This is a genomic window from Pseudomonas pergaminensis, assembly GCF_024112395.2.
GTDB classification, from domain to species: Bacteria; Pseudomonadota; Gammaproteobacteria; order Pseudomonadales; family Pseudomonadaceae; genus Aquipseudomonas; species Aquipseudomonas pergaminensis.
In genome coordinates, this window is sequence record NZ_CP078013.2 from 2307164 (window position 1) to 2328731 (window position 21568).

The 21568-nt window shown below is 62.2% G+C and carries 21 protein-coding genes; 14 read left to right on the forward strand and 7 right to left on the reverse strand.

Features of this window, described 5'->3' with window-relative positions; genetic code table 11:
* Window positions 1-27: 27 nt before the first annotated feature.
* Window positions 28-567 carry a PQQ-dependent catabolism-associated CXXCW motif protein gene (locus KUA23_RS10630; protein ID WP_078047795.1) on the reverse strand — a complete coding sequence of 180 codons (540 nt, stop codon included), beginning with the start codon at window positions 565-567 and terminating at the stop codon, window positions 28-30.
* A gap of 153 nt (window positions 568-720) precedes the next feature.
* Between KUA23_RS10630 and KUA23_RS10635 the strand changes: the two genes are divergently transcribed.
* Window positions 721-1347 carry a response regulator gene (locus KUA23_RS10635; protein ID WP_099494544.1) on the forward strand — a complete coding sequence of 209 codons (627 nt, stop codon included), beginning with the start codon at window positions 721-723 and terminating at the stop codon, window positions 1345-1347.
* A 614-nt stretch (window positions 1348-1961) separates the two neighbouring features.
* Here KUA23_RS10635 and KUA23_RS10640 read toward each other — a convergent pair.
* Both KUA23_RS10640 and exaA read right to left on the reverse strand, forming a co-directional pair.
* Window positions 1962-2609: a pentapeptide repeat-containing protein gene (locus KUA23_RS10640; protein WP_252993899.1), complete on the reverse strand. Its 648-nt coding sequence runs from the start codon at window positions 2607-2609 to the stop codon at window positions 1962-1964.
* A gap of 57 nt (window positions 2610-2666) precedes the next feature.
* Window positions 2667-4562, reverse strand: coding sequence for a quinoprotein ethanol dehydrogenase (exaA, locus tag KUA23_RS10645; RefSeq protein WP_252993900.1), 1896 nt, complete (start codon window positions 4560-4562; stop codon window positions 2667-2669).
* Window positions 4563-4816: 254 nt separating this feature from the next.
* On the opposite strand from exaA, the gene pedF reads away from it, so the two are divergent.
* The 8 genes from pedF to KUA23_RS10685 all read left to right on the forward strand — a co-directional run bounded on the left by pedF (window position 4817) and on the right by KUA23_RS10685 (window position 12964).
* On the forward strand, window positions 4817-5278 hold the full coding sequence (pedF, locus tag KUA23_RS10650; protein ID WP_078047799.1) for a cytochrome c-550 PedF: 462 nt from the start codon (window positions 4817-4819) through the stop codon (window positions 5276-5278).
* Between the two features lie 3 nt (window positions 5279-5281).
* Entirely contained in the window at window positions 5282-6025 is a 744-nt protein-coding gene (locus KUA23_RS10655; RefSeq protein ID WP_078047800.1) for a quinoprotein dehydrogenase-associated SoxYZ-like carrier, read from the forward strand.
* A 2-nt stretch (window positions 6026-6027) separates the two neighbouring features.
* The gene (locus KUA23_RS10660) at window positions 6028-6960 is read left to right on the forward strand and encodes a quinoprotein relay system zinc metallohydrolase 1 (protein WP_252994271.1); all 933 of its coding nucleotides are present in this window, start codon (window positions 6028-6030) and stop codon (window positions 6958-6960) included.
* A gap of 14 nt (window positions 6961-6974) precedes the next feature.
* The gene (gene exaC, locus KUA23_RS10665) at window positions 6975-8495 is read left to right on the forward strand and encodes an acetaldehyde dehydrogenase ExaC (protein WP_252993901.1); all 1521 of its coding nucleotides are present in this window, start codon (window positions 6975-6977) and stop codon (window positions 8493-8495) included.
* 234 nt (window positions 8496-8729) lie between these two features.
* Window positions 8730-8801: a pyrroloquinoline quinone precursor peptide PqqA gene (gene pqqA / locus KUA23_RS10670; RefSeq protein ID WP_010209364.1), complete on the forward strand. Its 72-nt coding sequence runs from the start codon at window positions 8730-8732 to the stop codon at window positions 8799-8801.
* Between the two features lie 104 nt (window positions 8802-8905).
* Window positions 8906-10069, forward strand: a complete 1164-nt coding sequence (ercA, locus tag KUA23_RS10675) for an alcohol dehydrogenase-like regulatory protein ErcA (RefSeq protein ID WP_078047802.1) — start codon at window positions 8906-8908, stop codon at window positions 10067-10069.
* Window positions 10053-11423, forward strand: a complete 1371-nt coding sequence (locus tag KUA23_RS10680; protein ID WP_078047803.1) for an ATP-binding response regulator — start codon at window positions 10053-10055, stop codon at window positions 11421-11423. The genes ercA and KUA23_RS10680 overlap by 17 nt, the downstream gene beginning before the upstream one ends.
* 77 nt (window positions 11424-11500) lie before the next feature.
* Window positions 11501-12964, forward strand: a complete 1464-nt coding sequence (locus KUA23_RS10685) for a DASS family sodium-coupled anion symporter (protein ID WP_214498446.1) — start codon at window positions 11501-11503, stop codon at window positions 12962-12964.
* A gap of 50 nt (window positions 12965-13014) precedes the next feature.
* Here the strand turns inward: KUA23_RS10685 and KUA23_RS10690 are convergent, their stop codons facing one another.
* Complete coding sequence (locus KUA23_RS10690) at window positions 13015-13662, reverse strand: YceH family protein (RefSeq protein WP_252993902.1); 648 nt, start codon at window positions 13660-13662, stop codon at window positions 13015-13017.
* A 115-nt stretch (window positions 13663-13777) separates the two neighbouring features.
* Between KUA23_RS10690 and KUA23_RS10695 the strand changes: the two genes are divergently transcribed.
* Window positions 13778-14287, forward strand: a complete 510-nt coding sequence (locus KUA23_RS10695; protein ID WP_078047806.1) for a DUF1993 domain-containing protein — start codon at window positions 13778-13780, stop codon at window positions 14285-14287.
* 68 nt (window positions 14288-14355) lie between these two features.
* Here the strand turns inward: KUA23_RS10695 and sstT are convergent, their stop codons facing one another.
* On the reverse strand, window positions 14356-15576 hold the full coding sequence (gene sstT / locus KUA23_RS10700) for a serine/threonine transporter SstT (RefSeq protein WP_078047807.1): 1221 nt from the start codon (window positions 15574-15576) through the stop codon (window positions 14356-14358).
* A 238-nt stretch (window positions 15577-15814) separates the two neighbouring features.
* Here sstT and KUA23_RS10705 point away from each other — a divergent pair, with 238 nt between their 5' ends.
* The gene (locus KUA23_RS10705) at window positions 15815-16972 is read left to right on the forward strand and encodes an MFS transporter (protein WP_078047808.1); all 1158 of its coding nucleotides are present in this window, start codon (window positions 15815-15817) and stop codon (window positions 16970-16972) included.
* A gap of 4 nt (window positions 16973-16976) precedes the next feature.
* Here KUA23_RS10705 and nhaR read toward each other — a convergent pair whose 3' ends face one another.
* Window positions 16977-17879: a transcriptional activator NhaR gene (gene nhaR, locus KUA23_RS10710; protein ID WP_252993903.1), complete on the reverse strand. Its 903-nt coding sequence runs from the start codon at window positions 17877-17879 to the stop codon at window positions 16977-16979.
* A gap of 134 nt (window positions 17880-18013) precedes the next feature.
* Between nhaR and KUA23_RS10715 the strand changes: the two genes are divergently transcribed.
* Window positions 18014-18265 carry a hypothetical protein gene (locus KUA23_RS10715; protein WP_252993904.1) on the forward strand — a complete coding sequence of 84 codons (252 nt, stop codon included), beginning with the start codon at window positions 18014-18016 and terminating at the stop codon, window positions 18263-18265.
* Between the two features lie 41 nt (window positions 18266-18306).
* Window positions 18307-19059 carry a TerC family protein gene (locus KUA23_RS10720; protein WP_078047812.1) on the forward strand — a complete coding sequence of 251 codons (753 nt, stop codon included), beginning with the start codon at window positions 18307-18309 and terminating at the stop codon, window positions 19057-19059.
* A gap of 857 nt (window positions 19060-19916) precedes the next feature.
* On the opposite strand, the gene KUA23_RS10725 is transcribed toward KUA23_RS10720, so the two are convergent.
* Window positions 19917-20618 carry a histidine phosphatase family protein gene (locus tag KUA23_RS10725; RefSeq protein ID WP_078047813.1) on the reverse strand — a complete coding sequence of 234 codons (702 nt, stop codon included), beginning with the start codon at window positions 20616-20618 and terminating at the stop codon, window positions 19917-19919.
* A 251-nt stretch (window positions 20619-20869) separates the two neighbouring features.
* Here KUA23_RS10725 and KUA23_RS10730 point away from each other — a divergent pair, with 251 nt between their 5' ends.
* Window positions 20870-21568 (forward strand): glutathione S-transferase N-terminal domain-containing protein, encoded by a 699-nt coding sequence (locus KUA23_RS10730; RefSeq protein WP_078047814.1) that lies wholly within the window; start codon window positions 20870-20872, stop codon window positions 21566-21568.

Below are 21568 nucleotides of genomic sequence, written 5' to 3' on the forward strand. Positions count from 1 at the left end.
GGCCGTTCACCTTCTTGTTGTGGTTTTTTATTCAAAGGGTTCGGGTGTCGCAGCCATCACTGGCAGGTTTGCCGCTTCCCATGCGTCCAAGCCATCGCGGTACCAATACACAGAGGTATAGCCCAGGTTGGCGGCTCGTTTTACCGCGTTCCAACTCAGCCAGCAATCGGCGCGGCAGTAGAACACCAGCGGGCGTGCGAGGTTGCCACCGGTGAAGGTGTACAGGTGTCGTGCGAAATAGCCTTGCCATTCGGGCGTGAGGTCGCCGTCGCCGGTATTGGCCAGCCAGTGGCTGCCGGGCAGGTTGGCATGGGGCTGGTCCTCGATGAAGCGGCCTTGCAGCCATTGGCGACGGTACACATCGACCAGCACGGGTGCGGGTGTCTGGGTCAGCAGGGCTTGCAGGGCAGGGGTGTCGACGATGGTCGCACCGGGCAGTTGAGCGGGCGTAGGGCTGCGGTACAGGCTGACGCGGTAGCCATCGGGGGAAAACAGTGGGGCGTCGGCCTGTACGGGCGTGAAGAACAGGCACAACAGTGCCGCAAGTGGCAGTCGAGCGGGCAGCATGGCGGGTCCGATCCTTATCGTTATGCACCCATTACACGTGAGTCCCGCTGCCTTGGGAATGCGACGATAGACAGGAAAAGCAGTACCAAAGTAGTAGGTCGTGGTGGGTGCAGGGGCTCTAGCATGGGGTGATGCGCAGCCATTGGAGGCACTATGAATATCCTGCTGGTCGATGATCACGCCGTGGTCCGCCTGGGTTATGCCGGGCTGTTGCGCGACGGACTGCCGGGCGTGGTAGTGCGCGAAGCGGCGAGTGGCGAGGAAGCCCTGGCGCGGGTGCACGAAGCGGTGCCCAACCTGGTGATCATCGGCTTCGGCTTGCCGGGCATCAGCGGCCTGGAAACCACACGACGCCTGCGCCAGCGCCTGCCACAACTGCGCGTGCTGTTTTTCAGCCAGCATGCCGAGCTGCCTCTGGTGCGCCAGGCTTTGGACGCGGGCGCTTCGGGATATCTCACCAAGAGCGCTTCGCCTGCGGTGATGCTTGAAGCGGTTGAGCGCATTCTTGACGGCCACACCTATATCGAACAGGACCTGGCCACGCAGCTGGCCTATCACCCCACGGACCGGCGCTTGCAGAGCATGACCCAGCGTGAGCTGGAGATTTTTCTGATGCTCGCCAAGGGCACCCCGGCTCGTTCGATTGCGGCGCAGCTGAGTATCAGCAGCAAGACCGTGTCCAACCACCTGACCTTGCTCAAAAGCAAGTTGCAGGTGAGTTCCCATGCCGAACTGGTGCACCTGGGTATCGACATGGGGGTGGTGCGCGTGGCGGGCTGAACCCACCCCCATTACCTGTAGGAGCCGGCTTGCCGGAGATGGCGTCACCGGCGTCTGTCTGCTGTACCGAGTTGCCTGCATCGCCGGCAAGCCAGCTCCTACACGTCCTGCTTTTGCTTCGACCACTCAGGCCGGCTGCCAGGCCGCCGTGCTCTTGCTTTTGATCTTGATCCTAGGCGCCCCGTCAAACACGCTGGCCGGAATTCGGCAGGGATTTGGGGGGTAAACCGGCAGGGATGCCGGTTTAGCCGCCCCGCGCCATGGATGGCGCGTGGCGGCGGCCCCCAAATACCTGTCGGATTACGGGCACACCGAGCCTAGGCGAGGTGCCGAGTGTTGGGGCGAAGGCCTTTTGCTTACTTTTGGGCCTTTCCAAAAGTGAGCCGCTGTAAGAGCGGAACCATAGGCGGCCGTTACCCAAACAACGGATATGTACCCAGTCTGATCCAACATCCAGGTCGGCTGTCAGGCCGCCTTCGCAGGCAAGCCAGCTCCCACATTTGGATCGCTGGGGTATCAGTTAGATTGCGGCCAGATGCCACGCCGCCAGCGGGAACAAGCTCACTCCCCACAGATCCTCATCGCCGGCAAGCCAGCTACAGAGTGAGGTGTGTCTAGCGATCCCAGGTGGTAGGGCAGTCCTTGCAGCCTTCCATGTTCGCATCCTGGAAATTCGCATAGTGCTGGCGGCTGCCGCTGAGAGTGGCTTTTTCCAGGTTGCTTTCACCAAATTTGGCTTCTTGCAGGTTGGCATCGCTGAGGTCGGCGCCTTGCAGATCGGCCTTGCTCAGCCAGGTCATTTCCAGGTCGGCCGCCCTTAGGTTGACCTTGTGCATCTTCGCGCCCGATAGCCTTGCAAATTGGAGGTAGGCGGCGCTCAGGTTGGCGTTTTCAAATTGCGCGCCCTGGGCAAACATCCCCCAGCCTTGCACGGCCATCAGCGTGGCGCCGGTAAAGTCGGCCAGACGCAGGTTGGCCTGTTGCAGGCTGGCGCGGGTGAAATTGGCGCCTTGCAACTGGGCTTTCTCCAGGTTGGCCAGGTCGAGGTTGGCGTGGCGCAAATCCGCATCGCGCAGGTCGGCGCCGGCCAGGTTCATTTTGCTCAGGTTCTGGTTACTCAGGTTGGCGCCCTTGAGGTTGGCGCCGGGGCATTGGCTGTGTTCGGCGAGGGTGCAGCCGTTGATGACGAGGGGGGCGTCGTCGCCATCGTCGGCGTGGGCCAGGGGCAGGCTCAGCAGGAGCAGTAAAGGCAAGAGTTTCATGGCGGGGCCTCTAAAGAAGGAAGGCCGGGAGAGCCTATGGATTCCCCCGGCCGAAGGTTACTTCTGAGCGGTTTTCTGATCCCAGCTCGGGATCTTGAACACCCAGAACGACCCACCCTGTGCCACTGGCTTGGTCAGCTCAGCCATGTCGCCGCCCCACAGCGGCACTGCGCCGCCATAGCCGACAGTGACGCCGATGTACTGCTCGCCATCCTGCTCCCAAGTGATCGGCGGCGAGACGATGCCGCTGCCGGTCTGGAACTTCCACAGCTCCTTGCCGGTTTTCGCATCGAAGGCCTTGAAGAAGCCATCGCCAGTGCCGGTGAACACCAGATTGCCCTTGGTCGCCAGCACGCCGGCCCACAAGGGCAGGTGTTCCTTGTGTTCCCACACCACCTTCCCAGTGGTCGGGTTCATCGCACGCAGGGTGCCGACGTGGTCGTCATACATGCGCTTGATGCGGAACCCCATGCCCAGGTACGCCGAGCCCTTCTTGTAGTTGACCTCTTCGGTCCAGTATTCCTCTTTCCACTGGTTGCCAGGGATATAGAACAGGCCGGTGTCCTGGCTGTAGGCCATGGGGTTCCAGTTCTTGCCCCCCAGGAACGGCGGCGAGACTTCCACCGGCTTGCCCTTGGTTTCACCCGGCAACGGCTTGGCCGGACGCTGGCCTTCGTTTTCCACGGGGCGGCCGGTCTTCAGGTCGATGTGGCTGGCCCAGGTGATGTTGTCGACAAACGGGAAGGCGTTCTGCAGCTTGCCGTTGTTGCGGTCCACCACATAGAAGAAGCCGTTGCGGTCGGCATGGCCGGTGGCCTTGATGACCTTGCCGTCCTTGTCCTTGTAGTCGAACAGTACCAGTTCGTTGTTGCCGGAGAAGTCCCAAGCGTCGTTCGGGGTGTGCTGGTAGAACCATTTTACTTCGCCGGTGCTGGGGTCGACGCCGACCTGGCCGGAGGTGTAGAGGCTGTCGAAATCGTGGGGGTTGCCGTCCTTGGAGGTGCGCGCCCAGGTGTTCCATGGGCCGGGGTTGCCGGCGCCAACGATGATGGTGTTGGTCTCGACATCGAAGCTCGCACTCTGCCAAGGCGCGCCGCCGCCGTGGCTCCAGGCCTCGACCTTGCCGGTTTCGGTGGTCGGGTCATCCGGCCACGACGGCGCTTTGACGTCGCCGGTCGGGGTGCTGTCCTTGCCATTCAGGCGGCCCATGTGGCCTTCCACGAACGGGCGCATCCAGACTTCTTCGCCGGTGTCCGGGTCGCGCGCATACAGCTGGCCGACCACGCCGAATTCATCGCCGGAGCTGCCGTGGATCAGCAGCACCTTGCCGCTGACTTTGTCTTTGATCAGCACTGGGGCGCCGGTCATGGTGTAGCCGGCGGCGTGGTCACCGAATTTTTTGTTCCACACCACTTTGCCGGTGTTTTTGTCGAGGGCGATCAGGCGCGCGTCGAGGGTGCCGAAGTAGATCTTGTCGCCAAAGATCGCCGCGCCACGGTTGACCACGTCGCAGCACGGGCGAATGTTGTCGGGCAGGCGGTGGTTGTAGGTCCACAGGCGCTTGCCGGTCTTCGCATCAAGGGCGAACACGCGGGAATAGGAGCCGGTGACGTAGACCACGCCGTCGCTGACGATGGCCTGGGATTCCTGGCCGCGCTGCTTCTCATCGCCGAACGAGTACGACCAGGCCGGCGTGAGCTTGAACACGTTCTTGTCGTTGACCTGCGCCAGTGGGCTCCAACGCTGGGCGTTGGTGCCCATGCCGTATTGCAGCACGTCCTTGGTGGTCAGGTGGTCGTTGGCGATGTCTTCCCAGCTGACATTGCGTGTCTGCTTCGCTGCGGGGTCGGCAGCGGCATAGCTTGCAGCACTGAGGGACAGGCTGCCCACCAGCAGAAAGGCTTGCACGGCAAGGCTCAAAGGTGAGAGGGCGGGTAGCGATCTTATTGTCATGGTTGCAGTTCCCAGTGGAGGTTTTGGCCTGCACAGGTTGCTGCCTGGATGCGGCGGCGAATACGGAAAAAGTCCCGGTGTTGCCGGGACAATTTCCCGAACCGCCTCTGATTTAGCAGTGCCCCACAAGGCCTGCTACCAACGGATGAGAACCCGCCCACCAAAGCAGCATACGGGTGCCGCCGGGGGCTTCCTAAGATGGTTGCCATAGCCTCTGCGAAGAGGTTTTGCGTGCAATCCTGAGGGAAAAAATAATGACAACAAAACGCAACGCCTTGATCACCGCCTGCCTGTTTGCCGGCGCGCTCAGTGCCGGTTCCGTCTGGGCCCACGGCAACGTGACACCCACCGCCGTGGAAACCAAAGGCCTTACCCCGATCAAGGAGGCCGGCGTACCGCTGGACGCCGATGGCTGGGCTGCCACCAACCCCTATCGCACCACCCCGGAGCACGACAAGGCGGTGGAAGTCGGTGCCTCTGCCTATAACCAGAACTGCGCCGCCTGCCATGGCCTGGAAGCCAAGTCCGGTGGCATCGCCCCCGACCTGCGCATGCTCGACGCCGGTGACGCCGGCGATGAATGGTTCGTGGAGCGCGTGCGCCACGGCGCCGTGCGCGATGGCCGGGTGTACATGCCGAAAATGGCCGACTACCTGAGCCAGGAAGCCCTGTGGGCGGTGCGCACCTACCTCGACAGCGTGCACGTCGAGGAGTAAGCCATGCGCCTGCGTGGGTGGTGGATCTGCTGCTGGCCGGTGCTGGCCTGGGGCGCGCCCGTGGACCCGGTGCCTTCGGTGATGTGGGCCTACTATCACCAGCGTTTTCTCGACAATGCAGCGTTCGTGTTCGACGAGCGGGTGAAGCTCTTGGCGCCACCGTTCGCCGAGGATGCGCGCCAGGTGCCGCTGGAGATCGACGCCCGCGCGTTCAAGGGTGACGTGGTCAGGATCCTTGCCTGGGCCGAGCTGAACCCGCTGCCGCAGATCGTCGATTTCCAGCCGCTGGAACGCGTGCTGCCGTGGCTGTCGATCCGGATTCGCATCGAGCAGGCCACGCCGTTGCGTGCAGCGGTGTTGACCAGGGATGGCATGTGGCATGTCGGCTCGACGCTGATCGATGCCGCCGGCGGCGGTTGCACGGCGCCCAGCGTGGTACGCACCCAACCGGGTTGGGAGGAGCACCTGGGCGAAGTGCTGGGCGGCCGTTACCCGCGCGCCGAGTTCAGCCGCGTGAAGCTGCAAGTTGCCCACCCGATGGACAACGGCATGGTCAGCGGCATTCCCGAATTCTTTATCCACCAGGCCGAGCTGCGCGGTGACGACAACCGGCTATTGGCGCGCCTGGAGCTGTTTCCTGCGGTCAGCGAAAACCCCAACCTGGCCTTTGATATCGAAGGTGCAGGCGCCACGCGCCTGACCCTGCGCGACACCAGCGGCAGCCAGTTCGAGGCGGCCATCCCATGAACCTGCGCTGGATTCTGTTGTGGCTGGTGCTCTTCAGCCTGCCGGCGCTGGCGGAGCTGGATTACGCCCTCGCACCCCGTTTGATCGCCGACAACACCTGGTTGCTGGAAGGCAGCACCGACAATTTCGCCAAGGCCAACGGCGGCAACGTCGTCAATGTCGGGTTCATCGTCACCGAAGCCGGCGTGGTGGTGATCGACACCGGGCCGTCCAGGCGCTACGGCGAAGCCCTGCGCCAGGCCATCGCCCGCGTCACCGACAAACCGGTGATCCAGGTGTTGCTGACTCACCACCACCCCGACCATGCACTGGGCAACCAAGCCTTCAAGGACGTGCCCATCGGTGCCCTGGCCGGCACCACCGTGTTGCTGCATGAGCAGGGCGACAGCATGGCCGAGAACCTGTACCGCATGGTCGGCGACTGGATGCGCGGTACCGAAGTGGTAATGCCCAACCAGACCCTGCAACCCGGCGTGAAAAGCTTCGGCAGCCACGACCTGCAACTGCTGCAGCTGCGCGGCCATACCGGTGCCGACCTAGCGATCTTCGACCAGAAGACCGGCGTGCTGTTTGCCGGTGACCTGGTGTTTTACCAACGTGCGCTCACCACGCCTCATTCACCGGGGCTGCTGATCTGGCTGGCGGATATCGCCACTCTGCAAGGTTTGCCCTGGACGCTGATCGTACCCGGCCACGGCCCTATCGCGACCGACGCCAAACCCTTCGAGCAGATGCGCGACTACCTCACCTGGCTCGACCAATTGCTGCGCGACGCCGCCGCACAGGGCAGCGACATGTCGGAGCTGATCCGCAGCCCGATTCCCGAGCGTTTCGCCGCCATCAGTCTCAGTCGCTATGAGCTGATCCGCAGCGTGACCCACCTGTACCCCCACTACGAACGCACCCAGATGCAGCCCATCAACACCCAACAATAAGCAGAGGCCTTACCATGATCTACGCCCAACCTGGCACCCCCGGCGCCATCGTCAGCTTCAAGCCGCGCTACGGCAATTACATCGGCGGTGAGTTTGTCGCGCCGATCAAGGGTGAGTACTTCACCAATACTTCGCCGGTAACTGGCGAAGTGATTGCCGAATTCCCGCGCTCCAGCGCCGCCGATATCGACAAGGCCCTCGACGCCGCGCACGCGGCTGCCGATGCCTGGGGCAAGACCTCGGCCCAGGACCGTTCCCTGGTGCTGCTGAAAATCGCCGACCGCATCGAACAGCACCTCGAAGCACTGGCCGTGGCCGAGACCTGGGACAACGGCAAGGCCGTGCGCGAAACCCTCAACGCCGACGTGCCCCTGGCCGCTGACCATTTCCGTTACTTCGCTGGCTGCATCCGGGCCCAGGAAGGCGGCGCCGCCGAGATCAACGAGCTGACCGCCGCCTACCACTTCCACGAGCCCTTGGGCGTGGTTGGGCAAATCATCCCGTGGAACTTCCCGCTGCTGATGGCCGCGTGGAAACTCGCACCGGCCTTAGCCGCCGGTAACTGCATCGTGCTCAAGCCAGCCGAGCAGACGCCGCTGTCGATCATGGTGTTTGCCGAGCTGATCGGCGACCTGCTGCCGCCTGGCGTGCTGAACATCGTGCACGGCTTTGGTCGCGAAGCGGGGGAGGCGCTGGCCACCAGCAAGCGCATCGCCAAAATCGCCTTTACCGGCTCCACCCCGGTGGGCGCGCACATCATGCATGCGGCCGCCGAGAACATCATTCCGTCCACCGTGGAGCTGGGCGGCAAGTCGCCGAATATCTTCTTTGAAGACATCATGCAGGCCGAGCCGCAATTCATCGAAAAAGCCGCCGAAGGCCTGGTACTGGCGTTCTTCAACCAGGGCGAAGTGTGCACCTGCCCATCACGCGCGCTGGTGCAGGAGTCGATCTACGATGCGTTCATGGCCGAGGTGATGAAAAAGATCGTCAAGATCAAGCGCGGCAACCCGCTGGACACCGAGACCATGGTGGGCGCCCAGGCGTCCGAGCAGCAATACGACAAGATCCTCTCCTACCTGAAGATCGCCCAGGAGGAGGGCGCGGTGCTGCTCACCGGTGGCGCGGCCGAGCGTTTGGAAGGAGACCTCTCCAGCGGCTATTACATCCAGCCGACCCTGCTCAAGGGGCACAACAAGATGCGCGTGTTCCAAGAAGAAATCTTCGGGCCGGTGGTGGGCGTGACCACCTTCAAGGACGAAGCCGAAGCCCTGGCGATTGCCAACGACAGCGAGTTCGGCCTGGGTGCCGGCCTGTGGACCCGCGACATCAACCGCGCCTACCGCATGGGCCGGGCGATCAAGGCGGGACGGGTGTGGACCAATTGCTATCACCTGTACCCCGCGCATGCAGCCTTTGGCGGTTACAAGAAGTCGGGCGTCGGGCGTGAGAACCACAAGATGATGCTCGACCATTATCAGCAGACCAAAAACCTGCTGGTGAGCTACGACATCAACCCGCTGGGCTTCTTCTGATTCAACGCGGTCAAAACTGTGGGAGCGGGCTTGCTCGCGAAAGCGGTGGATCAGTCAACCTATATGTGGCTGACACACCCTATTCGCGAGCAAGCCCGCTCCCACATTTTGACTTCTGTACATTCGCGACTAATGCAGTGTCTTCGCTACTTCGAAAGTAGTATTCGCCCTCTCAACCTCACATGCATTAATGCCTATACCGGAACCCTCCGGCCCAACAAGAGGACTGCCCCCATGTGGACCAAACCTGCGTTTACCGACCTGCGTATCGGCTTCGAAGTCACGATGTACTTCGCTAGCCGCTGACTGCGGGTGCTGTCGGAAGGATGCCTCTTTGGTCTGATTGCATTCGCAGCCGGATGGGTTAGTGTGGAGCGCATTCTTCCAAAATAATAAAAACAGGCTTTCCAATGAGCCCTAATCTGAGCCTTCTGCGTAAATTCGTCTCGCCTGAAATCATCTTTGGTGCCGGTTGCCGGCACAACGTTGGCAACTACGCCAAGACCTTCGGCGCGCGCAAGGTGCTGGTGGTCAGCGACCCCGGTGTGATCGCCGCCGGTTGGGTCGCCGATGTGGAAGCCAGCCTGCAAGCCATCGGCATCGACTACTGCCTGTACACCGCCGTGTCCCCCAACCCGCGTGTCGAAGAAGTGATGCTCGGTGCCGAGGTGTACCGCGAAAACCACTGCGACGTGATCGTCGCCATCGGCGGCGGTAGCCCCATGGATTGCGGCAAGGCCATCGGCATTGTGGTGGCCCACGGGCGCAGCATCCTCGAATTCGAAGGTGTCGACACCCTTCGCGTGCCCAGCCCGCCATTGATCCTGATTCCGACCACCGCCGGCACCTCGGCGGATGTCTCGCAGTTCGTGATCATCTCCAATCAGCAGGAGCGCATGAAGTTCTCCATCGTCAGCAAGGCCGTGGTGCCGGATGTGTCGCTGATCGACCCGGAAACCACCGCCAGCATGGACCCGTTCCTGTCCGCCTGCACCGGCATCGACGCGTTGGTGCATGCCATCGAAGCGTTCGTTTCCACCGGTCATGGCCCGCTGACGGACCCCCATGCGCTGGAGGCGATGCGGTTGATCAACGGCAACCTGGTGCAGATGATCGCCAACCCCAGCGACATCGCCCTGCGTGAGAAAATCATGCTGGGCAGCATGCAGGCCGGGCTGGCGTTTTCCAATGCGATCCTGGGCGCGGTGCACGCCATGTCCCACAGCCTGGGGGGCTTCCTCGACTTGCCCCACGGGCTGTGCAACGCGGTGCTGGTCGAGCATGTGGTGGCGTTCAACTACAGCTCGGCGCCGGAGCGTTTCAAGGTGATTGCCGAGACGTTCGGCATCGACTGCCGGGGCCTCAACCATCGACAAATCTGCGCGCGGCTGGTGGACCATCTGATCGCGCTCAAGCACGCGATCGGCTTCAACGAAACCCTCGGCCTTCACGGCGTGCGCGTGGCGGATATTCCGTTCCTGTCCCAGCATGCGATGCACGACCCGTGCATCCTCACCAACCCGCGTGAGTCCAGCCAGCGTGACGTCGAGGTCGTCTATGGCGAAGCTCTCTGACGACCAGCAACGTGCCCTTGCCGGGCTCTTGGGGCTGGGCAACCATTCGGCACGCAAGAGCCACTACCCGGAACTCACCGCCCGGCTGGATGAGCTGGAGGCCGAGCGCAAGCGTTATATCCGCCTCAACGACGAGCTGGAACAACGCGTCGCCGCGCGCACCGACGAGTTGCTGGAAGCCAACCACAACCTGCAACAGCAGATTGCCCAGCGCGAGCAGATCGAACAGGACCTGCGCGACGCCCGCGACGCCGCCCAGGCGGCCAACCGCAGCAAAGACAAATACCTGGCCGCCGCCAGCCATGACCTGTTGCAGCCGCTCAACGCCGCACGGCTGTTGATCGCCACCCTGCGTGAGCGCCAGTTGCCTAGCGTCGAGCAGGTGCTGGTGGAACGCACGCACCAGGCGCTGGAAGGCGCCGAGGATTTGCTCACCGACTTGCTGGACATCTCACGACTCGACCAGGCCGCAGTCAAGCCGGATGTGGCGCTGTATCGCCTCGACGAGCTGTTCGCACCGCTGGTCTCGGAATTTCAATCGGTGGCCCAGGCGGCGGGCTTGAACCTGCGGGTGCACACCGGGCCTTATGCGATCAGCACCGACTTGCGGCTGCTGACGCGGATCCTGCGTAATTTCCTCAGCAACGCCTGCCGCTATACCGACGAAGGTTGCATCCTGCTGGGCGCGCGCAAGCGGGGCGATTGCCTGCGCCTGGAAGTGTGGGACACCGGGCGCGGGATTGCGGCGGACCGGCTGCAGGCGATTTTCCTCGAGTTCAACCAGCTCGACGTCGGCCGCGCGGCGGACCGCAAGGGCGTAGGGTTGGGCTTGGCGATTGTGGAGCGTATCGCCGAGATTTTGCGGTACCCGATTGCCGTGCGCTCCTGGCCGGGGCGCGGTTCAATGTTCAGTATCGAGGTACCGTTGAGTGCCGACATGCCCCTGCCGATCAGCCAGTTGCCGGTGCAGCCGACCACCGGCAACCCCTTGCCGGGGCGGCGTTTGCTGGTGATCGATAATGAGGTGAGCATCCTCGAAAGCATGCGCGCGCTGCTCGGGCAGTGGGGGTGTGAAGTGGTCACCGCCACTGACCAGGCGGGTGCGTTGCTGGCGCTGCAGGGCCGGGCGCCGGAGCTGATCCTGGCGGACTATCACTTGGACCACGGGGTGGTGGGCTGCGCGGTGGTCAAGCACCTGCGCGAGCATTTCGAGCAGAAAATCCCGGCCGTGATCATCACGGCAGACCGTACCGACCAATGCCGACGCGCCCTTCGCCGGCTGGAAGCGCCCTTGTTGAACAAGCCGGTCAAGCCCGGCAAGTTACGCGCGGTGCTCAGCCAGTTATTGGCCTAGGGCGTTGACACCTGTCAACACGCCGCGCGGCGCTTTGCCTCATGCTCAAGGCCTGATCTAGAGCCTTGGAGCACCCCATGAGCGCGGCATCTTTCAAACTCCCCCTGGGCCTGGTGATCGCCGTGCTGGTGATGGCCGGGGTGTTGTTGTTGCCGCTGCCCGCCGACTTGCCGGTGGCCGGGCACCGCATGCTGGCGATCCTCGCGTTTGCCGTGGTGGTGTGGATCACCGAGGCGGTGTCCTATGAGGCCAGCGCGATCATGATCACTTCGCTGATGGCCTTTCTGCTTGGCACCGCGCCGTCGCTGCAAGACCCCACGCATGTGATCGGCACCAGCCCGGCAATCAGCATGGCGCTCACCGGGTTCTCCAACCCGGCGCTGGCGTTGGTGGCGGGGGCACTGTTTATCGCGGCGGCCATGACCCACACCGGACTGGACCGGCGTATCGCCCTGGTCACCCTGAGCCGTGTCGGCACCAGCACCCGGCGCATCCTGCTGGGGGCGATTGCGGTGACGATTCTGCTCAGCCTGGTGGTGCCCAGCGCCACCGCGCGCAGTGCCTGTGTGGTGCCGATCATGATGGGGGTGATTGCTGCATTCGGCGTGGACAAGCGCTCGAACATCGCCGCCGGCATCATGATCGTCGTGGCCCAGGGCACCAGCATCTGGAACGTCGGGATCCAGACCGCCGCCGCGCAGAACCTGCTGACGGTCGGCTTCATGGACAAGATGCTCGGCCAGCGCGTGTCGTGGATCGACTGGCTGATCGCGGGCGCGCCGTGGGCGTTGATCATGTCGGCGGTGCTGCTGTTTCTGGTCCTCAAGTTGCTGCCGCCAGAGACCGACAGCATTCCCGGTGGCAAGGAAGCGGTGGCGCAGTCGCTGGTGGAAATCGGCCCGATGACCGGGCCACAGAAACGCTTGCTGAGCGTTTCCGTGTTGTTGCTGCTGGCCTGGGCTACGGAAGGGCGCTTGCACAGTTTCGACACCACCTCGACCACTTACGCCGGCTTGGTGTTTTTGTTGTTGCCGGGGATCGGCGTGATGACCTGGAAGGATGTGCAGTCGCGTATTCCGTGGGGCACGGTGATTGTGTTCGGAGTGGGCATCAGCCTGGGTACGGCGCTGCTGACCACCCAGGCCGGGCAATGGCTGGGGGCTACCGTGGTGGCGCACACGGGGTTGGATCAGGTCGGGCCGTTGGGTGTGTTTGCGATTCTTGGTGCGTTCTTGATCCTGATCCACCTGGGCTTTGCCAGCGCCACCGCACTGACCTCGGCGTTGCTGCCGATCCTGATTGCGGTGTTGCAGACCTTGCCGGGTGAATTCAGCCGCCTGGGCATGACCATGCTCTTGGGGTTTGTGATGAGCTACGGGTTTATCCTGCCGATCAATGCGCCACAGAACATGGTGTGCCTGGGAACGGGCACGTTCACGGCGCGGCAGTTTGCCAAGGTGGGGATTCTGGTGACGCTGGTGGGGTATGCCTTGATGCTGGTGTTCGCGGCGACCTATTGGAGCTGGCTCGGTTGGGTGTGACCCCGCCAGGCGCACCCGGGCACGCGCAGGTGCCCGGGTGCGCACATGCGTCAGGCCTGTTCCAACCGGGCCAGGCGTTCCTCCAGCGCTGCGATCCGCGCTTCCAGTTCTTCCAGCCGGTCGACGGACACCGCCGCCCCGCGCTCTACCGGACTGCCGCGCGCGGCCAGAATCGCATCGATGTCCGCCGGATCACCCAGCGCATGGGTATATCGGTCTTCCCGCTGGCCCGCCTGACGCGGCACCAGTAATGCCAGCCCCCGCGCAATCAGGCGCTCGAGCTGGTGCACGACCTGCTCGGCGTCTTCGAAGTCGTGCATACGCCCGCTGCGGGTCAGCAGTTCATTGACGGTCTGCGGCCCCCGCAAGAACAGCAGCCCGGTCAGGATCACCTGGGCCGGCACCAATTCCAGTGCCTTGTCCACGCGATGCTCCCAGCGGTCGGCACGGCTGCCCATCACCAGGCGGGTAAAGCCTTGGCCTTCAAGCACGCGCAGGCTCTGACCGACTTGGCCCTGGCTGAGGTTCATCACTGGCTCGCGGCTGGTCTTCTGATTGCAGGCCAGCACCAGGGCGTTGAGGGTCAGGGGGTAGGTTTCCGGGTTGGTCGCCTGTTTTTCGATGAGGCAGCCCAGGATGCGGATTTCCGTGCTGTTCAGGCGCGGCTCAGGGGTGTCGGTGTCGTGCTCGGCGGTCATCGCGCTTTCCCTATGCAGTGAAGTGCCTAGCGTAAGCCGGAAAAAATAAAAGACAAGCTGCGGGCATGTCTATAATCGCCGCTGGTTCAAACCGTGCCATAACCATGAGACTGCCATGACTATTTCCCTGTACGCCGCTTCCATCCCGGTCTTCAAGCAAATGCTCACCGCCCTGAGCGGCGTGTTGACCAAGGCCGAAGCCCACGCTACCGCCAAGAACATCGAGCCGAACGCCTTGCTGCAGGCTCGCCTGTTCCCGGACATGTTCCAACTGGTGCGCCAGGTGCAGATCGCCGTTGACTTCGCCAAGGGCGTTTCCGCACGCCTGGCCGAGATCGAAGTACCGAAATACGAAGACACCGAAGTTACCTTCGCCGACCTGCAGGCGCTGATCGCCAAGGTCCTGGCCTTTATCGACACCGTTACGCCTGCGCAGATCGACGGCAAGGAAGGCATCGAGATCATCACCCGTCCTGGCACGCCGAAAGAAAAGCGCTTCAGCGGCCAGTCCTACCTGCTGACCTACGGCCTGCCGCAGTTCTTCTTCCACGTCACCACGGCTTACGCCTTGCTGCGCCATAACGGTGTGGAAGTGGGCAAGCGCGACTACATGGGCGCTTTCTAAGCACCCAGCCACAAAAAAGCCCGGGGCGTTCTTCAGTGAACGACCCCGGGCTTTTTTTCGCCTGGCGGTTAAGCCGGCTGTTCTTCCTTGCCCAGGCAAGCGGCGGCGGTGAACAGCACATCGGTGGATGAATTCAACGCGGTTTCCGCCGAATCCTGCAGCACGCCAATGATGAAACCGACCGCCACCACCTGCATGGCAATCTCGCTGGGAATGCCAAACAGGCTGCACGCCAGCGGAATCAACAGCAACGAACCGCCCGCCACGCCAGAAGCACCGCAGGCGCAAATGGCCGCGACCACGCTGAGCAGCACCGCCGTGGGCAGGTCGACGGCGATGCCCACAGTGTGCACGGCGGCCAGGGTCAGCACGGTGATGGTGATCGCCGCGCCGGCCATATTGATGGTGGCACCGAGCGGGATCGACACCGAGTAGGTGTCTTCGTGCAGGCCCAGGCGTTTGCTCAGTGCCAGGTTGACCGGAATGTTCGCCGCCGAACTGCGGGTGAAGAACGCGGTGATCCCGCTTTCGCGCAGGCACATCAGCACCAGTGGGTACGGGTTGCGGCGCAGTTTCCAGAACACGATGGCCGGGTTGATCACCAGCGCGACGAACAGCATGCAGCCGATCAGCACCAGCAGCAGGTGAGCGTAGCCGAGCAGGGCGCCGAAACCGGAGGTGGCCAGGGTGGAGGCCACCAGGCCGAAAATGCCCAGCGGCGCAAAGCGGATTACCACGCGCACGATCAGCGTGACGCCGTTGGACAGGTCGTCGATCACGGTGCGGGTGGTTTCGCCGGCATGCCGGATGGCAACCCCCATGCCGATGGCCCAGGCCAGGATGCCAATGAAGTTGGCATTCATCAGTGCGCTGACCGGGTTGTCCACCACGCTCAGCAGCAGGCTTTGCAGCACTTCACCAATGCCGCCCGGGGCGCTCACTGTCGCATCGTGGGTCGCCAGCACCAGCGAAGAGGGAAACCACATGCTCGCAATTACCGCGACCACGGCAGCGGCAAAGGTGCCCAGCAAGTACAGGAACAGGATCGGTTTGATATGGGTTTCCTGGCCGTGCTTGTGGTTGGCGATCGACGCCATCACCAGCACAAACACCAGGATCGGCGCCACGGCCTTGAGCGCAGCGACGAATACCTTGCCGATAAACCCGGTGGCCCTGGCCGCCTCGGGCAACAGCATGGCCAGTAGAATGCCAGCCGTCAGGCCGATAATGATTTGCGTGACCAGGCTGACACGCGCCAGTCGTTGCAGGAGGGAAGGGGCAGCAGTCATAAACATTGTCTCTAGTTTTTTGAAGGCACAGCAGCGCACGCAGAAACGGCTGTAGGACGCGGATCGCGAAGTCTAGCATGCTGTATGAACATATCCTGACGGTGCGGCATTGCGTCATCCCGGCCCGCTGGCCTTGGCCAAATCCAGACATACTCTGTTAAGATTCCTTCCTCTCATCTTTCCTCTCTGTCAGCGGGCCCTTCGGGCTGTCGTTGATGTCGTCGTTTCTGGAGTTTTCATGTTGTTTCCCATCCTGCTGCTGTCGGCCGCCGGCTTTACCGTGCTGACCACAGAATTCGTGATTGTCGGCCTGCTGCCGTCCATTGCCCGCGACTTGAACGTGAGCGTGTCCCAGGCCGGGCTGCTGGTGACCTTGTTCGCATTTACCGTGGCGGCCTTTGGTCCGTTTCTCACGGCGTATTGCGCGCGTTTCCCACGCAAGCGGCTATTTATCAGCATCCTGATCATGTTTGGCGTGGCCAATACAGTGGCGGCGCTGGCACCGAATATCTGGGTGATGGCGCTGGCGCGGTTGATCCCGGCCCTGGGCTTGCCAGTGTTCTGGGCCTTGGCCAGTGAGACCGCGGTGGACATCGTCGGCCCCGAATACGCCGGGCGCGCCATCGAAAAGATCGGCTTCGGGATCGTCTGCGCCACGGTGTTCGGCATTCCGGTGGGCACGCTGATTTCCGATATGTTCGGCTGGCGTACTGCGTTTGCGATCCTCGCGGTCGTGGCGGTGGCCAAGGCCTTGCTGCTGTTTATCTACCTGCCGGTGACAAAGCCGAAGAACGATGAGGTGACGTTGCGCTCGCAATTCAAGATCCTGCGCAACCCGCTGATGCAGGGCCATATCCTGCTGTCGATCCTGGTGTTCAGCGGCATGTTCACGGCCTACACCTACCTGGCGGACATCCTTGAGCGCCTGGCCGGTTTCGACGGTACGTTGGTGGGCTGGTGCCTGATGGGCTTTGGTGCGGTCGGGCTCATCGGCAACTCGCTGGGCGGGCGTGCGGTGGATCGCCACCCGTTGATCGCTTCCATGGTGTTCTGCGGCTTCATGATCGCCGGCATGGTTGCGCTGGTACCGGCGATTCACTCCACCGTCGGCCTGGCGGCGGCGATGGCCGTGTGGGGCGTGACCCAGGCGGCCATGTTCCTGGTCAGCCATGTGCGCCTGATGAAGGCCGCGCCCCATGCGCCGGCGTTTGCCGCGTCGCTGAATATTGCCGGCGCCAACCTGGGGATTGGCCTGGGGGCGATGGTCGGCGGCCATGTGATCGACACCCTCGGCCTGGGCAGCCTGGGCTTTGCGGCATCCGGGTTTATCCTGGTGTCGATCTTGCTGGCGTTGTGGCTGATGACTGCCAAGCAACCGGTTGCCTCCCAGGCTTGAACCGTCAGGGCAGGGTGGTAAACAACTCCCGTCGCGCGCCTTCGGTAATCGCCACGATACCGGGGTGCTTGACCTTGCGCTCCACCGAGATCGCGTAGAACGACTCGGTCACGGCCACGGTCTGGCCAATCAGCGCCACGCCGTACTGGCGCACCACCTCATCGGCAATCACGCTGGGGGCGATGAAGATCCCGCTGCCGGATTGACCGAAAGCCTGCATCAAGGCGCTGTCATCGAACTCGCCGATAATCTTCGGTTGGATCTGCTGCTCGGCAAACCAGCGCTGCAACCGGCTGCGCACCACGGTTTCCGCGCCGGGAATCAACAACGGTGCGCCGTGCAGGCACTGTGGGAAGTCACCCCCGTAGGCGTCAGCCAACGCCTGGGTGGCGAAAAAACTGATGCCACATTCCCCCAGTTTCTGGCTGTAGCCCTTGATGTCCAGGTGCGTGGGCATGGGGCTGTCGGAAATCACCAGGTCCAGGCGCTGGATCGCCAGGTCGGCCAGCAGGCGTTCGAGTTTGTCTTCGCGGCAGGTGATGCGGATCGGCTCGCTCAACTCCATGGTCGGCGCGATCAGCCGGTAGACGATGGACTTGGGCACCACATCCGCCACGCCGACGCGGAACAGGATCTGCTGTTCGTCGGGTTGCGCGCGCAGCATCGCCTCCAATTCATTACCGGTCTGGAACATCTGTTCGGCGTAGGGCAGGGCCTGGCGACCGGCTTCGGTCAGTTCCAACTGGCGGCCGACGCGCTGGAATAGCGCCACGCAATAGGTCTCTTCCAGCAGGCTGATCTGCCCGCTGATGGTCTGGGGCGTGAGGTTGAGTTGCTCACAGGCGCGCACGATGCTGCCGGTCTTGGCCACCACCCAGAAGTAGTGCAGTTGTCGGTAATTGAGCATAGTGGTCATCACTTCGTGAAAACCGAAGTATACGCGAGAAAAATACGAATTTTCCTGAACTGTCCGCCTGCATAGAATGCCTCGCTATCGCGGGGCCACTATTTGGACCCAATGGTTCTAACGAGGAAGACATCATGAAACTCAATTCCCTGGGCGCGGCAGCGTTGCTTGCGCTTTCATTGGTAGTGATCGGCGGTTGCGATCAGGTCGAGAAAAGCGCGCAGCAGGTGCTGGGCAAGGCCACCGAGTCGGCCAAGCAAGCGATCGATGACACCCACAAAGCCGCCGAACAGGCATTGAGTGAAGCGACAAACGGCCTGATCACCCCGCAGAAGAAGGATGACCAGGAAGAGAAAGAAGCCGAATCGAACTGCAACGAAGCTTAATGACCCGCCCCTCATTTCCCGTACAACGTCAGGACTGACCTATGGACTACCTTTTACAACTGGCCGCCAGCCCCACCGCCTGGGTTGCCCTGGCAACCTTGATCGTCATGGAGATCGTGCTGGGCATCGATAACCTGATCTTCATCTCGATCCTCACCAACAAATTGCCGGAGAAGCATCGGGCCAAGGCACGACGCATCGGTATCAGCATGGCGTTGGTATTGCGCCTGGGCCTGTTGAGCACCATCGCATTTATCGTGCAACTGACGACGCCGGTGTTCGAAGTGTTCGGCCAGGGCTTCTCGTGGAAGGACATGATCCTCATCGCCGGTGGCCTGTTCCTGGTGTGGAAGGCGACTACCGAGATCCACCACAGCATGGACCCGGAGCCGGAAGAGAAGGAAACCAGCACCAGCAACGTCGTGGCGATCGGTTTTGCCGCGGCCATCGGCCAGATCCTGTTGCTCGACCTGGTGTTCTCCATCGACAGCATCATCACCGCCGTGGGCATGACCGAGCACTTGCCGATCATGATCATTGCCGTAGTGACCTCGGTCATCGTGATGCTGGTGGCGGCCGAGCCGTTGGCCAAGTTCATCAATGACAACCCGACCGTAGTCATGCTGGCCCTGGGCTTCCTGATCATGATCGGTATGACATTGATCGCCGAAGGCTTCGGCGCCCACGTGCCTAAAGGCTACGTATACGCAGCCATGGCATTCTCGGCGGCCATCGAATGCTTGAACATCGCCCGCCGCAACCGCCACAAGCGCTTGCTGGCTGCCCGGCAATAACAGCAGAAACACAGGCTCGCTCCGCTCCCACCGCCAACCACGATGCGAAGCGAGCCGCTCTTGATCTTGATCTTGCTCTTGATCCTGCTCTTGATTCGCTTTTGATCCGCTTTTGATCTAAGGCGCCCCGTCAAACACGCTGGCCGGAATTCGACAGGGATTTGGGGGGTAAACCGGCAGGGATGCCGGTTTAGCCGCCCCGCGCCATGGATGGCGCGTGGCGGCGGCCCCCCAAATACCTGTCGGATTACGGGCACACCGAGCCTAGGCGAGGTGCCGAGTGTTGGGGCAAGAGCCCTTTGGTTACTTTGGGGCTTTTCCAAAGTGACCCGCCGTAAGGGCGGAACCATTAGCAGCCATTACCCAAGTAACGGATATGTACTCGGTCTGATCCAACATCCTGGTCGGCTGTGAGGCCGTCTTCGCAGGCAAGCCAGCTCCCACATTTGGATCGCGGGGCGACAGTTAGTTTGTGGTCGGCTGTCAGGCCGTCTTCGCAGGCAAGCCAGCTCCCACATTTGGATCGTGGGGTGGCAGTTAGAGCGTGGTCGGCTGTTAGGCCGCCTTCGCAGGCAAGCCAGCTCCCACATTTGGATCGTGGGGTGGCAGTTAGAGCGTGGTCGGCTGTGAGGCCGTCTTCGCAGGCAAGCCAGCTCCCACATTTGGAGCGTGGGGTGGCAGTTAGAGCGTGGTCGGCTGTCAGGCCGTCTTCGCAGGCAAGCCAGCTCCCACATTTTTAGATCGCAGGGTTACAGTCAGATAGCTGTAGTCCCCCAGCGGGAGCAAGCTCCCTCACCACAGCCCCAGCACCGTACCCAACTACCTAAACTCCCAGAAACCCAACCGGCCTTGCGCCGTCAGGAATCTGCGCTCACCTGTGTAGGATCCGGGCAGCTCTCATCGCCATTGTTCAAGCCTTGCTTGTAATTGCGGCTCAGCAGCGAAGCCTTGCCGTTATGCCAGGTCAGCGTCAACACGTACAGCGTGTCGTAGTCGCTACCGGACCAATCTTCGGTAATCGTGTGCTTTTCCCCCGAAGCTTCACTCGCCACCTTGTTGATCAACTCAGGCAGGTAACCGTGTGACCAGGCGGTATAGATCGTGGCGTTATGGTACTTGTCTTCCACCAACTCGTCGGCGAGGTCACTCGTGTCGTTGGCCGAAAACTTGATGTTCACCGGCAGGCCCAACTTAATTGCGCTGGGGCTGATGGTCATCAAGGGGCGGATGTAGCTGTAGGAATTGTCCAACTCGCCTTCTTCCACATTGCGGGTCGGGTTGGCGGCGAAGACGAAATCGGCCTTGCCGAATTTTTCCGGCAGCACCGTGGCCAGGTTCATTGCACGGTTGAGGCCCTGGCAATTGAGTTGGCCCAGGCCGCCAGCGGGTTTTTCCGCGTGGCGCAGGAACACCAGGGTTTGCACGCCGTCCACCTGTTCGGCACGGCTGATGCGCGACTCCAGGGTGAGGCCGATGGCGCCGCCGACCAGCAGCAGCGGCAACATGATGTATGAATATCGTTTCAGGCGCAGCGCAAGGCACAGAGGCTTGATTGTCATAAGTGTCGAGTCTTCAGTGCATCGGGTGAGGGCGGACAAGCCCGGCCCCAGTGACGCTAAAAGCGTCCTGCGGTGTTCCCTGTCGATATGGCGAGGTGTCTCCGTTCACCGATTGAGCGCACTTAAGAGTGCGCAAGGGCTTATTGGTTCGCCCACGCGGGAGAATAGCCAGCGCTTGTTGCGTATTGATGACCCATGCAGGACATCGCCGGGATGACTATCATGGGGCCTTTCTGCACAGGGATTTCCCGATGAACCCACTCGCTGCATTCCCGATCAACAGCAAATGGCCCGCCCAGCACCCTGAGCGCCTGCAACTGTACTCGCTGCCTACCCCCAACGGGGTAAAAGTGTCGATCATGCTTGAAGAACTGGGCCTGCCCTATGAAGCGCACAAGGTCAGCTTCGAGACCCAGGACCAGCTATCGCCCGAGTTCCTGTCCCTGAACCCGAACAACAAGATTCCCGCGATCATTGACCCCAATGGCCCCAGCGGCCAGCCGCTGGCGTTGTTCGAGTCTGGCGCGATCCTGATCTATCTGGCGGAGAAAACCAGCCAGTTGCTCTCCGAAGACCCGGCCACGCGCTATGAAACGATCCAGTGGCTGATGTTCCAGATGGGCGGTATCGGCCCGATGTTTGGCCAACTGGGGTTCTTCAACAAATTCGCCGGCAAGGCCTACGAAGACAAGCGCCCCCGCGACCGCTACGCCGCCGAATCCCGCCGCCTACTGGACGTGCTGGAAAAACGCCTGCTGGGCCGTACCTGGATCATGGGCGATGAGTACAGCATCGCCGACATCGCGACATTCCCGTGGATCCGCAACCTGATCGGCTTCTACGAATCCGGTGACCTCGTGGGTATCGCTGATTTCCCCAATGTACTGCGCGCGCTGGACGGTTTCGTCGCACGGCCGGCGGTGATCCGTGGCCTGAATATTCCGGGTTGA

Excerpts from the sequence above, each read along its gene's own strand:
- KUA23_RS10630 (WP_078047795.1), bottom strand. The coding sequence starts at position 567 with ATGCTGCCCGCTCGACTGCCACTTGCGGCACTGTTGTGCCTGTTCTTC.
- KUA23_RS10635 (WP_099494544.1), top strand. The coding sequence starts at position 721 with ATGAATATCCTGCTGGTCGATGATCACGCCGTGGTCCGCCTGGGTTAT.
- KUA23_RS10640 (WP_252993899.1), bottom strand. The coding sequence starts at position 2,609 with ATGAAACTCTTGCCTTTACTGCTCCTGCTGAGCCTGCCCCTGGCCCAC.
- exaA (WP_252993900.1), bottom strand. The coding sequence starts at position 4,562 with ATGACAATAAGATCGCTACCCGCCCTCTCACCTTTGAGCCTTGCCGTG.
- pedF (WP_078047799.1), top strand. The coding sequence starts at position 4,817 with ATGACAACAAAACGCAACGCCTTGATCACCGCCTGCCTGTTTGCCGGC.
- KUA23_RS10655 (WP_078047800.1), top strand. The coding sequence starts at position 5,282 with ATGCGCCTGCGTGGGTGGTGGATCTGCTGCTGGCCGGTGCTGGCCTGG.
- exaC (WP_252993901.1), top strand. The coding sequence starts at position 6,975 with ATGATCTACGCCCAACCTGGCACCCCCGGCGCCATCGTCAGCTTCAAG.
- ercA (WP_078047802.1), top strand. The coding sequence starts at position 8,906 with ATGAGCCCTAATCTGAGCCTTCTGCGTAAATTCGTCTCGCCTGAAATC.
- KUA23_RS10680 (WP_078047803.1), top strand. The coding sequence starts at position 10,053 with ATGGCGAAGCTCTCTGACGACCAGCAACGTGCCCTTGCCGGGCTCTTG.
- KUA23_RS10685 (WP_214498446.1), top strand. The coding sequence starts at position 11,501 with ATGAGCGCGGCATCTTTCAAACTCCCCCTGGGCCTGGTGATCGCCGTG.
- KUA23_RS10690 (WP_252993902.1), bottom strand. The coding sequence starts at position 13,662 with ATGACCGCCGAGCACGACACCGACACCCCTGAGCCGCGCCTGAACAGC.
- KUA23_RS10695 (WP_078047806.1), top strand. The coding sequence starts at position 13,778 with ATGACTATTTCCCTGTACGCCGCTTCCATCCCGGTCTTCAAGCAAATG.
- sstT (WP_078047807.1), bottom strand. The coding sequence starts at position 15,576 with ATGACTGCTGCCCCTTCCCTCCTGCAACGACTGGCGCGTGTCAGCCTG.
- KUA23_RS10705 (WP_078047808.1), top strand. The coding sequence starts at position 15,815 with ATGTTGTTTCCCATCCTGCTGCTGTCGGCCGCCGGCTTTACCGTGCTG.
- nhaR (WP_252993903.1), bottom strand. The coding sequence starts at position 17,879 with ATGCTCAATTACCGACAACTGCACTACTTCTGGGTGGTGGCCAAGACC.
- KUA23_RS10715 (WP_252993904.1), top strand. The coding sequence starts at position 18,014 with ATGAAACTCAATTCCCTGGGCGCGGCAGCGTTGCTTGCGCTTTCATTG.
- KUA23_RS10720 (WP_078047812.1), top strand. The coding sequence starts at position 18,307 with ATGGACTACCTTTTACAACTGGCCGCCAGCCCCACCGCCTGGGTTGCC.
- KUA23_RS10725 (WP_078047813.1), bottom strand. The coding sequence starts at position 20,618 with ATGACAATCAAGCCTCTGTGCCTTGCGCTGCGCCTGAAACGATATTCA.
- KUA23_RS10730 (WP_078047814.1), top strand. The coding sequence starts at position 20,870 with ATGAACCCACTCGCTGCATTCCCGATCAACAGCAAATGGCCCGCCCAG.